Origin of the sequence: Mucilaginibacter sp. 14171R-50 (assembly GCF_010093045.1) — a bacterium.
GTDB lineage: Bacteria > Bacteroidota > Bacteroidia > Sphingobacteriales > Sphingobacteriaceae > Mucilaginibacter.
The window spans coordinates 3,793,488-3,806,870 of record NZ_CP048115.1; the positions used below are offsets into that span (position 1 = coordinate 3,793,488).

Sequence of the window (13,383 nt, forward strand, 5' to 3'; positions counted from 1 at the left end):
TTCTTCATCCATACCGCATGATACAGCAAGCCCTCCGCAACCTTAAAATAAATAATCTTAACCCAATGCAGGAGGCCGCCATTAAGGCTGCCGAAAAAGGCGATGTGGTGTTGCTGGCGCCTACCGGTTCGGGTAAAACGCTGGGCTTTTTACTGCCGTTGCTAAACCGGCTAACTGCTGATATTCCAGCTGTACAGGTAATGATAATGGTTCCTTCGCGTGAACTTGCCTTGCAGATAGAACAGGTTTTTCGCGGAATGGGCAGCGGCTTTAAGATAAGTTGTTTTTACGGTGGGCACCCGCTGAAGATAGAGTTGAACAGTCTTACGCAGCCACCTTCTGTGATTGTTGGTACACCGGGCCGGATCGCACATCACATCCGTCGCCAAACCTTTGAGACCGGCGCCATTACAACGTTGATACTGGACGAATTTGACAAGGCGTTAGAGTTTGGTTTTCAGGCAGACATGGCATACATCATCGGCGAGTTACCTATGGTAAAAAAACGCATACTTACATCGGCCACAGCAATGGACGAGATACCATCGTTCGCCGGTGTTAATAACCCGTCCAGGCTGAATTACCTGGGCAATACAGTAACTACCTCAACCCTTAAACAAAAGGTAGTGATATGCGAACCTGCCGACAGGCTCGACGCGCTCTTTGCTCTTATATGCAAAATAGCTGATAAACCAACTTTGATATTTTGCAACCACCGCGAGGCGGTTGACCGCATCAGCGACTTGCTTTACGATATGGGCCTGCCGCACGATATTTTTCACGGCGGCATGGAGCAGGACGACCGCGAGCGGGCGCTGTTAAAATTCAGGAATGGCAGTCACCGTGTGTTAATCACCACCGACCTGGCATCACGCGGGCTGGATATCCCCGAAATTGAGCATGTGGTACATTACCAATTGCCTCATAACCACGAGGCATTTACGCATCGTAATGGCCGCACGGCGCGGATGCATGCTACCGGTACTTCGTATTTATTGCTTGCCCCCGGCGAAAAACCCGCTTATTTGGATGAAATGCCCGAAGAGGAGGCTTTACCGGTTAAAACAACACTTCCCCCGCTTTCGCCCTGGGCCACGGTTTACATCGCCGCAGGTAAAAAGGATAAGATCAACAAAGTAGATATTGTAGGCCTGCTGCTAAAAAAAGGTGAGCTGGTTAAGGATGACCTCGGCTTGATCGAAGTGCTGGATCATTCATCGTACGCGGCTGTAAAGCGAAATCTGATAGAACGAACTGTCGCGTTAGTAAAGAACGAAAAGATAAAAGGCCGCAAGATCAAGATAGATATTTCGAGATAGGAAGCCCCTTAGGATCGTTTGAGTAAATAGCTGAAGGATGGTAAACAATACGGTTAAAAAAAATGCCATCCACGTAAGCAGGATGGCATTTTCAATTTAAAGTTCTTTTTTAGAAAAGCATCTCGGGCGGTGGGGTTACGCCTTTTAAGCGCAGGTAAATGGTTGCCTGCCCGCGGTGGTGCGTTTGGTGCTCAAACGCCTTAGCCAATAATACCCCGCGGGTTGCTTTTCTGGTACCCATGGCAATTTCTTCCTGAAACTGTGCATCAGTCATACCCTGTAAGGTGCTGATGGCAAAATCATAGCTGTCCATTACAGCTTTTGTGGTCGCCTCCTTGGTTTGCGCTACCGTTTTTTCAACCGATACCCCTTTACCCATTGGGCTCTCTTTTCCGCTCGCGGTGGCAATAAAAAAGTAGTTGGCATCCGCTAAGTGCAAAAATTGCTGGGCAAATGTGCGCACTTCGGGTGTTGCTTTAAAACTGAAGCCGTCGGCAGGCATAGCATCAAGATAGGCTTTGGTATAAGCTTTAGCGCGCGTCCACTCGGCAACGGTTTGATCTTTGGTGATCTGTGCAAAAACCGAACTCCCGGCCATGATCAATAAGGCAATTACAAATGATAATTTTTTCATAATAAGGTTATTTAAAAGAGTACTAAAGGTAGTGGTTTGCTTTAAATAATCCCCTTTAAAACTATTATTATAATTACAGTTACAAAGCAGATATATTTGAACAACAGCTTAACTGCTGATAGTGAAATGAAGACACGTATATTGTTCGGCACCGTATTGGCGGCAATGCTTGTATTTTCGCGTTGCGATGTACAAAGTAATAAACAAACGGTTAAAGATACTGTCGCAATTATCAATTCGCAAAAGCCCAACGGTATAGATAGCAACAAAACTCCCCTTAAAAACATGTTCGGGGTGAACGGCTATGAATGGAATTTTTTGGAAAACCCGGCCGCTCCCAACGACCGAAGCCATATTTATGAGGCCAACATGGCGCTCATTAAAAGTTTCAGCGCTGTAAGGCACTATCTTAACTGGAACAAACTGGAAAACACCCCGGGTAATTATACCTATAACCCCACCAATAACGGCAGCTGGTACTACGATGTAATTTACAGTCGCTGCAAGCAGGAGGGCATAATGGTTTTGGCTGACATCAAAAACCTGCCTGTTTGGATGATGAACACCTACCCTGCCGATGAACGCGACGACGAGAATGTACCTATAAATTATAGGGCTAACCGTTTGCTGCCTGCATCGTATGGTGTACAAGCGCGTACCGCTTTTCAGTTTGCTGCACGGTACGGTTCCAATGCCAATATAAACCCTTCACTGGTAAAGGTTGACAATCGGCCCCGTTGGACCAACGACGCTGTAAACAATGTTAAAATTGGCCTGGGACTTATAAAATATATAGAGTGCGGCAACGAGCCTGACCGCTGGTGGAAAGGCGATAAAGCAACCCAAACGCCCGAGGAGTATGCGGCCAATATGTCGGCCTTTTACGATGGGCATAAAGGTACGCTGGGCAATAACGCCGGGGTAAAAACAGCTGACCCGAATATGATCGTAGTAATGGGCGGGCTGGCTACCGCTGATGTTAGCTACGTGCAGCGGATGATAAAATGGTGCAAAGTTAACCGCGGCCTTAAAACAGACGGTAGCATAAACCTATGTTTTGATGTTATCAATTACCACCTTTATGCAAACGACGGCAATATTTTTACCCATCAGCGCGCATCCACTGGTGTTGCGCCCGAGCTTACCATTTCGGGAAAGGTGGCAGATGATTTTGTAAGATTGGCAAACGGACTAAAGAACAAACCAGAGGTTTGGGTAACCGAAACAGGCTACGATATAAACCAGCAAAGTTATCAGCACGCGCCACCAATAGGTAATAAAAGCCCATTGGTAACCCAGGCCGACTGGGTTCTGCGTTCATCGTTAATGTATGCCCGCCATGGTATCAAACAATTGTTCTTTTACCAGTTGTTTGATGCCACACCCAATGATCCTGAGCAATATGCCACATCCGGCCTGGCCGAAGGTACAAAACGCCGCCCCGCTGCCGATTATATAGTGCAAACAACAACGTTGATGGGGAATTATATTTATAAAGGCACCATTAATGCCGACCCGCTGGTAGATAAATATCAACAGGGTAATAATATAATATATGTGCTTACCGTGCCCGACCAGAAAGGGCGTACCGCTGATTATATTTTAGACCTGGGCAATGCTAAACACGCCACAATTTATACCCTTAAACCCGGCGCCGATACCATGCACAGTAATTACGTGAACACAGTAAACGGCAAGGTAACTGTTAAAGCTACCGAAACGCCGATTTTTGTGCAGGCGGCCCCGTAAGTAAACTTGTTTAGTATCCTTATACCTAATTGATAAGTAGATACCAATTTATCCGCTTAAAAAGTTATTTTTGCGCTTGAATGAAGCACATACGTAATTTTTGTATCATAGCACACATTGACCACGGCAAAAGCACCCTTGCCGATAGGTTATTAGAATATACCAATACCATTACCCAGCGCGAAAGTCAGGCGCAATTGCTTGACGATATGGACCTGGAGCGCGAGCGCGGCATTACCATTAAAAGCCACGCTATACAAATGGATTATGAGTTGGATGGGCAAAAGTATATCCTGAACCTGATAGACACCCCCGGTCACGTCGACTTTTCATACGAGGTATCGCGCTCAATAGCAGCCTGCGAGGGCGCATTGCTGATTGTGGATGCCGCACAGGGCATACAGGCGCAAACTATATCTAACCTGTACTTAGCCTTAGAGAACGACCTGGAAATTATCCCGGTACTCAACAAAATGGACCTGCCCGGGGCCATGCCCGAAGAAGTTAAAGACCAGATTGTTGACCTGATAGGCTGCAAACGCGAAGAGATTTTAGCTGCATCGGGCAAAACGGGCATGGGCGTGCATGATATTTTGCGCGCCATTGTAGAGCGTGTACCCGCCCCTGTCGGCGATCCCGCCGCACCGCTGCAGGCATTAATATTCGACTCGGTATTTAATTCTTTCCGCGGCATCATCGCTTATTTTAAAGTGGTTAACGGCGAGATCAAAAAAGGCGACAAGGTAAAATTTGTAGCTACCGAAAAGGAATACATCGCCGATGAAGTGGGCACGCTAAAGCTTAAACAACTACCAAAAGATGTTATAAAGACCGGCGATGTGGGTTACATCATTTCTGGTATAAAAGAAGCGCGTGAAGTAAAGGTTGGCGACACTATTACCACTATCGACCGCCCTTGCGAGCAGGGCATACAAGGTTTTGAAGAGGTAAAGCCGATGGTGTTTGCAGGAATCTACCCGGTTGATACCGAGGATTACGAAGAGCTGCGCGAATCCATGGCCAAATTGCAATTGAACGATGCATCGCTGGTATTTGAACCAGAATCGTCTGCAGCGTTAGGCTTTGGTTTCCGTTGCGGTTTCCTGGGGATGCTGCACATGGAGATCATTCAGGAGCGTTTGGAGCGCGAGTTTAACATGACGGTGATCACCACCGTGCCGAACGTATCATACATAGCACACGATACCAAAGGCAAGGAACTGCTGGTGAACAACCCGTCGGACCTGCCCGATCCAAGCAAGATCGATTTTGTAGAGGAGCCCTTTATTAAAGCTACTATTATTACAAAGTCCGACTTCGTAGGCCCGGTAATGTCACTTTGTATACAAAAGCGGGGTATGATCGTCAATCAATCGTACCTTACCTCCGACCGCGTGGAACTGGTTTTTGAAATGCCGATGGGCGAGATCGTATTCGATTTTTATGATAAGCTAAAAACCATTTCAAAAGGTTATGCCTCGTTCGATTATCACCAGATAGGCTATCGCCAGAGCGACCTGGTAAAGCTGGATATACGCTTAAATGCCGAACCTGTGGATGCACTTTCATCCCTTATCCACCGCAGTAATTCTTACGATTTTGGCAAAAAGATCTGCGAAAAATTGAAAGAGCTTTTACCACGTCAGCAATTCGAGATCATCATACAAGCATCTATCGGCGCCAAGATCATCGCCCGCGAAACGGTTAAGGCAATGCGTAAGGATGTTACCGCAAAATGTTACGGTGGCGATATATCGCGTAAGCGTAAATTGTTAGAAAAACAAAAGGCCGGTAAAAAACGCATGCGCCAGGTGGGTAATGTAGAGATACCACAATCGGCGTTTATGGCGGTATTGAAGTTAGATTAAGCCCCCCAGCCCCCTGAAGGGGAGCTTTTGAAAAGCATTCGGGATTGGGTATTATATAAACATACAAACTATTGTTCCCCTTTCAGGGGGTTAGGGGGTTATATGCAGTTACTCGACGGAAAATACGTATCAGAAAAATTAAAGGTAGAAATAGCTGATGAAGCAGCTAAAATACTGGAGCGCACGGGCCGTAAACCGCACCTTGTCGCCGTATTGGTTGGCCACGATGGCGGCAGCGAAACTTACGTTGCCAGCAAGATGAAGAATTGCGAAAAGGTGGGCTTTAAATCAACGCTGGCGCGTTATGAGGATGATGTTACCGAGGAAGAATTACTTGCTAAAGTAGCCGAATTAAATGCAGACCAGGATATTGACGGCATTATTGTACAATTACCACTGCCCAAACATATCGATCCTGAGAAAGTTACCGAACGCATCGATCCCAAAAAGGATGTGGATGGTTTTCACCCGGTAAACCTGGGCCGTATGCAGCGCAACCTGCCGTCGTTTATACCTGCAACGCCTTACGGAATTACGCTGATGTTTAAGGAATACGGTATTGATACTGTAGGAAAGCATTGTGTAGTGGTGGGTCGCAGCAATATTGTGGGTTCGCCCATGAGTATACTGATGGCACGTAACACAACCCCGGGTAACTGCACAGTTACCATTTGCCACAGCCGCACACCGGATATAAAAAAATTCACGCTTGACGCGGATATTCTTATTGTAGCCATTGGCAAGAAGAACTTTATTACCGCTGATATGGTTAAGGATGGCGTTGTAGTGGTTGACGTGGGCATGAACCGGGAAACCTCGACCCTAACCAAATCGGGCTTTAAACTGTACGGAGATGTGGATTTTGAAGGCGTTGCCCCAAAAGCCTCATGGATAACCCCTGTGCCTGGCGGCGTGGGCTTGATGACCATTATTGGTTTACTAAAAAACACGCTAGCTTCGGCTAATAAAGAGGTTTACCAGCAGTAAATGTTTGGTTGCTTCTCTTGGGAATTGAGTAATGGTTAAATGGAGATAATTATGCTCCAACCCTCACTTCTTAAGCCGTGCCTTCACCAGACGCCTTAACAGGCCTAAATTGAATAAATGCTGTAAACCATCTCTATGTCCTGCCACCGTACCGCTGTTTTATCTGCCGCAGTATCTGGTCTACACCGTTGGTTTTTATCTCAAAAACAGTGCTCAGCATCATGCCCAGCTTACCCGTCGGGAAGCCCTTTTTGTACAGCCACTCCAGGTAACTGATAGGCATATCACAAAGCAGGGTATTTTTATACTTGCCGAAGGGCATGCGGGTGTTTACAATATCAATTAATATCTGCGGGTCAGGCACTATATTTTCCACACTGTAAAGTTAGGATAATATACGCTTACCCCCACACCTTTGCCGCTTTGCGCACCAGTAAAAAACCAAGTATGGTAGCCGCGGCAGCAACGGCCGCGTTACGTTTTAAAGTACCCGTATAAGGTGGTATGTAACGCACGCCATTTTCGTCGGCTACGGCACCATGCCCAACGTACCGGCCACTTTGCGGCACTGCAATACTTTCAAAACGGTTAGCCAGGAGGTTTAACCCGGCAGATAGTTCCTTACCACGCATTACACCGCCGTGGCCGGTTGCCGCGATACGGGGCTGCAGGGCGGCCAGCTTCCGTACAGATTTTGCCGCCGCTATCCAGTCGGTGGTAAAATACTTTGGCGGGCCGCTCACCTTTTTATGATAAGTTAGTACCGATAAGGCGGATTCCGCCTCGGTAGTGGTAAACGCGTCGCCGGCTATCAGGGTGGTGTTCAACGGGAAAAACAGCGAGATATGCCCCGGCGTGTGCCCGGGTGTATGTACCACCTTCCATTCGGGCAGTTCTGGGATGCCGTCGTAAAGGTCAATTTCGCGAACGTTGCGACTAATATTCAGTGGTTTTGTGCGCCATATCCACGACATTAACGACATTAGCCCCCCGCCTACTTCAGGGTCGGCCGGTGGGTACGATGAACGGCCTGTTAAGTAAGGCAATTCCATATGATGGGCATATACGGGCACATCCCAATATTTTAACAACTCAGGCAGCGCGCCGGTATGATCGGGGTGGCCGTGAGTGAGTATTATGGCGGCTGGCTTTGTACCCGGCCCAAACAAGGCTTCGGCCATAGCAATTATCTTGCTGGCAGCGCCCTTAATACCGGCGTCAACCAAAACCCATCCCCTGGCAGCGCCACGCCTGTTGGCTATCATAAAAACGTTTACTAAATAAATGCGCATCCCCCATACACCCTGTGCCACCTGGAAATATTTCATATTATAGTTATTTTAATACTAATTGGTTATTATATCAACAGTTAGGCAACACCAATAGTTTCAGTTACACGTTAAATAAAAAAGCGCGGCTGCCGGGGCTGTACCCTTGCAATTCCTTCACGCAAGTAGTCGGCGCTCTATAATTAAAACCTGTCCAAACACAAAGCGTAAAGCAGTGTTAAAAATATAAACAACTTACATTATGGAACAACAATTTGAAGCGGTGCTTACCGGTTCTGACACTCCTGTTAACGGGATAGTTACACAAATTAATAATGGTATATACCAATTTAACGCCCTTGACGGAAGCCTGCAGCTTACCATTGCCCGCAACGAACATGGCAATTGGGAGCGCATAGGAGGATCGGAACCATTCTTTTCAGGATGGGTAGACGAACTGGCGGAGCAGGTAAAAGGTTCTTTATAATTACTTAAGGATATGGAAAAGCGTGAATTAGGAAGATCGGGCATACAGGTAGCGCCTTTTTGTTTCGGTGGAAATGTATTTGGATGGACAGCTGACCAAAAGGTTTCTTTCGCTTTGCTTGATGCCTTTGTTGATGCCGGGTTCGACTTTGTTGATACGGCAGACGTTTACTCAAAATGGGTGCCGGGGAATACCGGCGGCGAATCTGAAGCCATCATTGGCAACTGGCTAAAACAGGGTGGCAAACGCGATAAAATAATCCTGGCCACGAAGGTGGGTAAGCCTATGGGCGATGGGAAAAAAGGCCTGTCAAAAAATTACATTACCCGTGCCGTAGAAGATTCATTGAAGCGGTTGCAAACAGATTATATCGACCTTTATCAATCGCACGAAGATGACCCGGGCACACCACTGGCCGAAACGATGGCGACCTTTGATAACCTCATAAAGCAAGGAAAAGTACGAACTATCGGCGCATCAAATTACAGCGCAGACAGGTTTCGCGAGGCTTTACAGGTAAGCAAGGATAACGGTTTGGCCCGTTACGAGACACTGCAGCCCGAGTATAACTTATACGACCGGGAGGACTACGAGCGGCAATACGAATCGTTATGCAGGGAAAACACCGTAGGCGTAATCACCTATTACTCGCTGGCCAGTGGTTTCCTTACAGGAAAGTATCGCTCAGAAGATGATCTGAGTAAAAGCAAACGCGGCGCGGGCGTAAAAAAATACCTGAATGGCCGTGGTTATAAAATTTTAGCCGCTTTGGATAAAATTGCAGAAGAATATAATACCACGCCTGCAAGCGTTGCGCTGGCCTGGGTTATGGCGAGGCCGGGGATAACTGCCCCTATTGCAAGCGCCACCGGTATACAGCAATTGAACGACCTGGCTAAAGCGGCCCGGCTTGATCTGGGCGCCGAGGCTATTGAACTGTTAACCACGGCGAGCAGTTACTGATAACATGCCGGGTACAAACAAAAAGCCATCCACAAGTTACTGGGATGGCTTTTTTATATATTGAGGCGGTTATTTTAAAACCTGGTTTGGCGATGGCCCTGGCCAAAACCGCCTTTGCTTGATGCAAATTTGAAATTATCATTACCTCCGCGGCTATCCCTGTCGCGGTCGTGGTTACCGTTCCTGGCCGGCTGTTGCTGATCCCTGCCCCAACTGCCACGTCCGCCGCCATTATTGCGATCAGGTTGCGATGGCTGGCTGTAGCCACCCTGGCCACCGTAATTCCGGTTGGGCTGGCTAAATCCGCCTTGCGGCCTGTCATTACGGTTGTTATTTCTATTCCAGTCGTTACGCTCATTATGCCTGTTCCAATCGTTACGGTTGTTATCCCTGTTCCAATCGTTACGGTTGTTATCCCTGTTCCAGTCATTACGGTTGTTATCGTATCTTCTGCCTGCGTAGTTGTTATTATCCCTGCGGTTCCAGCTCCAATTGCCCCGGTCGTAGTTACCGCCCCATTTACTGCGGTATTGCTCGTGGCGCATGTATGGCCTGCGCCCCCTTATTTCATATCGCCGGGCGGTACGCCAATCATAATTACGGTAAGCGCCGGGTAAATAGGCTGCAGATATCCACCTGCCGCCATCCTGGTAGTAGTAGCAATGCCTTGGCACACTGTAATACGCCTCTACTTCGGGCAGGTAGTAATAATCGTCGCTATCGTCAAACTCATCGGTATCATACACCATAACGGGTTGGGGCGGCGGGGCCGGTACATACACCCGGCGTACGGGGATATTCAATCCAATATGTACCGAAATTTGTGCCTGGGCGCTGTTGTAAAATAAGCCCCCAAATAATATTGCTGATAGTAAAACTGACTTTTTCATATCCTTAAAATTTATACCTCTATGACGGCAAGCGTAACCGATAGTTTAACAGGCTCTGTTATAATATTATTGACGAAGCTTAAATGAATGGTTACAATGTTGAGTTAATGATATGCTGTAACGATATTTCTACAAAACAGATTGCCGCATACGTTGTATACTACAATAGTTAATAACCATATTCGGGCAAATTGCCCGTTCCTTTAAACACCTACTGTTAACACTTATACTAATGAAAAACAGACCATTTAAATTTGTACTTACAGCCGCGCTGACTGGTACTGTATTGTTTTACGCCTGTAACGACAATAGCTCGAAAACGAAATCAGATAGTGCTGCATCCGCAGCAGATACTGCAGCTACCACATCAGCCGGTTTAACGCTCCCTTCGGGGTTTAGCGCAACAATACTTGCTGAAAACCTTGGCGGTACACGCCACATTGCGGTATCGCCCCAGGGCGATATTTTTGTAAAACTCGGCAAGCCTAAAAATGGTAAGGGAATTTTAATGCTGCATGAAAATAATGGCAAAGCGGAAGTAAAAACAAGCTTCGGCGACTTTGAAGGTACAGGCATTTACATAAAAAATGGTTACTTGTACGCCTCATCAAACGAAGATGTATACCGTTATAAATTAAACGATAAAAACCAGGTTGCTGAAGGCGCTAAACCCGAAACCGTTGTTAAAGGCCTTTTAAACCGCGGCGAGCACGAAGCGAAAGCCATCTTGCTCGACGATGCCGGTAACCTGTATGTTAACATAGGTGCTTACTCTAACTCGTGCCAGGTTAAAGACCGTGAGAAAGGCTCGATGGGCCAGCCGGGCTGCCCTATACTTGATTCGGCCGGCGGTATATGGCAGTTTAAAGCCGATAGATTGAACCAGACCTATAAAGATGGTGTACGCTACGCTACAGGCTTGCGTAATGTGGTTGGAATGGACTGGAACAAACAGAATAACCAGCTTTTTGTAATGCAGCATGGCCGCGACGCGTTGCACGATATCTTCCCGGCTATGTTTACCACTAAACAATCGGCCGATTTACCTGCCGAATGTATGTATGCCATTAACAAAGGTGATAACGCGGGATGGCCTTATATTTACTATGATCAAAACCAAAATAAAAAGATATTGGCGCCGGAGTATGGCGGCGATGGTAAAAAGGACGGCGATCCGAATAACAAATACATAAATCCGGCTGCCGCGTATCCTGCTCACCTTGCGCCAGACGGCTTGTTGTTTTATACCGGCAGCCAATTTCCTGAAAGGTATAAAAACGGCGCTTTTATAGCTTTCCATGGTTCGTGGAACCGCGCACCCGAGCCACAGGCGGGTTACTACGTGGTTTTTCAGCCATTTAAAAACGGCAAGCCAGATGGTAAATGGGAGGTATTTGCAGATAACTTTTCGGGCTCAGCGGAAAACACTGCAAAAGGTAACGCAGAGCACCGCCCATGTGGTTTAGCCCAGGGGCCGGATGGCTCGATTTATGTGACCGACGACTCTAAAGGAACGATCTATAAGATAAGCTATAATAAGTAACAAATTAACAAAAGGCCTCAAATTGAGGCCTTTTGTTATTATCCGGTAAGCGTGTATTGGTAGGCAATACCTTGCCGCATTTTTAGTTTAACGCGGACAATGCTTTCTTCGGTACTTTCGAGCTGCTCTTTGGTGGTTGCCTCCATATAAGCATTGTGATATGCTATTAAAGCTTTATCCCATTCTTTGTTTTTCTCGGCATATAAGCCCAACAATTCATATATGGCTGATGAATTAACACCCGGCGTGTTCAACGCTATTGCAGCAACATGTTTAACCTGTTTATCCATTTTTAAAAATACAACCAGGCTCAGGTAGTCGAAATAATTATCTGAGAATAAAGGATCTATCTCCATGCAGGTTTTAAAGTGGTAACCCGCGGTTTGATAGTCCTTTAAGTCATAATAATATATTTTACCGAGCTGGAAATGCGCACGCGCATAAAACGGATCATTAGCGATCAACACGTTAAGTAAATTCAAGGCTTTGGGTGTCTCTCCGTACGACAGTTCTTCCACAGCCTGTAAATATTTCTCTTCAATAGTATAATATGTGTCCATAAAATTCAAATAAGTAGCCCATAGGCATTAGCCTTTGGTATAATGTCAATAAAATAAGTTGTGTTTCCTGTGTTAGCAGGTATACTAAGAGAAGAGTTGGATCCATGATGCAAAGCTCTTCTGCAGCGTGCCAAATGGCCGCTTAAGGGTATTACAGATAGCGTTATTTAATAGCATCGTTATTTATTATTTGTCGCGAAAGTACGGATATTGAGGGAGATATCAAAATGCAAGACCAATTGCGCTGTTGCCGGAGCTGCCGTGAGTTTTCAGCTGATTTAAACAAATGCTACAAAACAGTCTCTTAGTTAGTTCTTCGTTAGGAATGGCACCTTTCAATTGTAAAGCCTGTGTATGTTACTTTCTTTTCTCTCAAAAGAAAGTAACCAAAGAAAAGTCGCGGCTGCGTCCTGTTCTTTTAAAGGGTGTGCTGAGGCAATGCCTGTACTACCCGAACAGGCCAATGCCGCATTTTTTGGTGACGTTCCGTTTGTCAGGCTCCATTTAGGAGCGCGGGGGCTTGCTGTCAGAGTGAGCGGGCCGGGTGTATGGCGGGAATGACGGTTTAGCTTTTTTCGATGGATTGGAGCGCAGCAAACAATCGAGAAAAAAAGCGTTAAGAACCGGCAGGGCGGGCTGAAGCATCGCTCTGACTTGATCTTTTGCTTCTTTTGTATCAAGACAAAAGAAGTAGCCCTCCGCGGCAATGAGCGGACTAACGCTCATACTTATCTGCCTAAGCATAAATACAATGACATTGCTTTGTCGCGCAGTCCACAAATCATTATATGAAATTACATTTTTGGATAATCAAAATTCTTTCATACCCGAGATGATAAATCTATTAATCCCGGTTATGCCGCTATAGCCTGGTTGCCTTTACCCTTTTCTATCAGGTAATTATTCATCAATTCATTTTCAGAAATGATTACGCTGAAATCTTCGAAGCGTACGCCATCTTCAAAGGCATAAAGGGTATAACCACGTTTGGTGCCATCATACTGGCCCAACTCGTAAACTTCGTCGTAGTTTTTAGATTTTATTTTCGCGCCGCTTATTAATTGGTAAGCGTCAAATATATTTTCGAATGTTGTGTTTTTCATAGTACAAATGGC

At 46.3% G+C, this 13,383-nt stretch carries 13 protein-coding genes; 7 read left to right on the plus strand and 6 right to left on the minus strand.

Annotation, left to right across the window (positions count from 1 at the left end):
• Positions 1–17 precede the first annotated feature (17 nt).
• Complete coding sequence (locus tag GWR56_RS17300) at positions 18–1,319, plus strand: DEAD/DEAH box helicase (protein WP_162432456.1); 1,302 nt, start codon at positions 18–20, stop codon at positions 1,317–1,319.
• 109 nt (positions 1,320–1,428) lie between these two features.
• On the opposite strand, the gene GWR56_RS17305 is transcribed toward GWR56_RS17300, so the two are convergent.
• Positions 1,429–1,953 (minus strand): DinB family protein, encoded by a 525-nt coding sequence (locus GWR56_RS17305; RefSeq protein ID WP_162432457.1) that lies wholly within the window; start codon positions 1,951–1,953, stop codon positions 1,429–1,431.
• A 126-nt stretch (positions 1,954–2,079) separates the two neighbouring features.
• Between GWR56_RS17305 and GWR56_RS17310 the strand changes: the two genes are divergently transcribed.
• The 3 genes from GWR56_RS17310 to GWR56_RS17320 all read left to right on the plus strand — a co-directional run bounded on the left by GWR56_RS17310 (position 2,080) and on the right by GWR56_RS17320 (position 6,557).
• A complete protein-coding gene (locus GWR56_RS17310) occupies positions 2,080–3,702 on the plus strand; it encodes a hypothetical protein (protein ID WP_162432458.1) in 1,623 nt (540 codons plus the stop codon).
• 80 nt (positions 3,703–3,782) lie between these two features.
• Positions 3,783–5,570: a translation elongation factor 4 gene (gene lepA / locus GWR56_RS17315; RefSeq protein ID WP_162432459.1), complete on the plus strand. Its 1,788-nt coding sequence runs from the start codon at positions 3,783–3,785 to the stop codon at positions 5,568–5,570.
• A gap of 102 nt (positions 5,571–5,672) precedes the next feature.
• Positions 5,673–6,557 carry a bifunctional 5,10-methylenetetrahydrofolate dehydrogenase/5,10-methenyltetrahydrofolate cyclohydrolase gene (locus GWR56_RS17320; RefSeq protein WP_162432460.1) on the plus strand — a complete coding sequence of 295 codons (885 nt, stop codon included), beginning with the start codon at positions 5,673–5,675 and terminating at the stop codon, positions 6,555–6,557.
• A 133-nt stretch (positions 6,558–6,690) separates the two neighbouring features.
• Here the strand turns inward: GWR56_RS17320 and GWR56_RS17325 are convergent, their stop codons facing one another.
• Both GWR56_RS17325 and GWR56_RS17330 read right to left on the minus strand, forming a co-directional pair.
• Complete coding sequence (locus tag GWR56_RS17325) at positions 6,691–6,933, minus strand: DUF3820 family protein (protein ID WP_238395258.1); 243 nt, start codon at positions 6,931–6,933, stop codon at positions 6,691–6,693.
• Positions 6,934–6,958: 25 nt separating this feature from the next.
• Positions 6,959–7,885 (minus strand): MBL fold metallo-hydrolase, encoded by a 927-nt coding sequence (locus GWR56_RS17330; RefSeq protein ID WP_162432461.1) that lies wholly within the window; start codon positions 7,883–7,885, stop codon positions 6,959–6,961.
• A 202-nt stretch (positions 7,886–8,087) separates the two neighbouring features.
• Here GWR56_RS17330 and GWR56_RS17335 point away from each other — a divergent pair, with 202 nt between their 5' ends.
• On the plus strand, positions 8,088–8,312 hold the full coding sequence (locus GWR56_RS17335; RefSeq protein ID WP_162432462.1) for a hypothetical protein: 225 nt from the start codon (positions 8,088–8,090) through the stop codon (positions 8,310–8,312).
• A gap of 12 nt (positions 8,313–8,324) precedes the next feature.
• Positions 8,325–9,275, plus strand: a complete 951-nt coding sequence (locus tag GWR56_RS17340) for an aldo/keto reductase (protein ID WP_162432463.1) — start codon at positions 8,325–8,327, stop codon at positions 9,273–9,275.
• A 74-nt stretch (positions 9,276–9,349) separates the two neighbouring features.
• Here GWR56_RS17340 and GWR56_RS17345 read toward each other — a convergent pair whose 3' ends face one another.
• Positions 9,350–10,165 carry a hypothetical protein gene (locus GWR56_RS17345; RefSeq protein WP_162432464.1) on the minus strand — a complete coding sequence of 272 codons (816 nt, stop codon included), beginning with the start codon at positions 10,163–10,165 and terminating at the stop codon, positions 9,350–9,352.
• Between the two features lie 232 nt (positions 10,166–10,397).
• Here GWR56_RS17345 and GWR56_RS17350 point away from each other — a divergent pair, with 232 nt between their 5' ends.
• Positions 10,398–11,708 (plus strand): sorbosone dehydrogenase family protein, encoded by a 1,311-nt coding sequence (locus GWR56_RS17350; protein WP_162432465.1) that lies wholly within the window; start codon positions 10,398–10,400, stop codon positions 11,706–11,708.
• A gap of 38 nt (positions 11,709–11,746) precedes the next feature.
• Here GWR56_RS17350 and GWR56_RS17355 read toward each other — a convergent pair whose 3' ends face one another.
• Positions 11,747–12,268, minus strand: a complete 522-nt coding sequence (locus GWR56_RS17355) for a lipopolysaccharide assembly protein LapB (RefSeq protein WP_162432466.1) — start codon at positions 12,266–12,268, stop codon at positions 11,747–11,749.
• An 854-nt stretch (positions 12,269–13,122) separates the two neighbouring features.
• Complete coding sequence (locus GWR56_RS17360) at positions 13,123–13,371, minus strand: hypothetical protein (RefSeq protein WP_162432467.1); 249 nt, start codon at positions 13,369–13,371, stop codon at positions 13,123–13,125.
• Between the last annotated feature and the right edge of the window lie 12 nt (positions 13,372–13,383).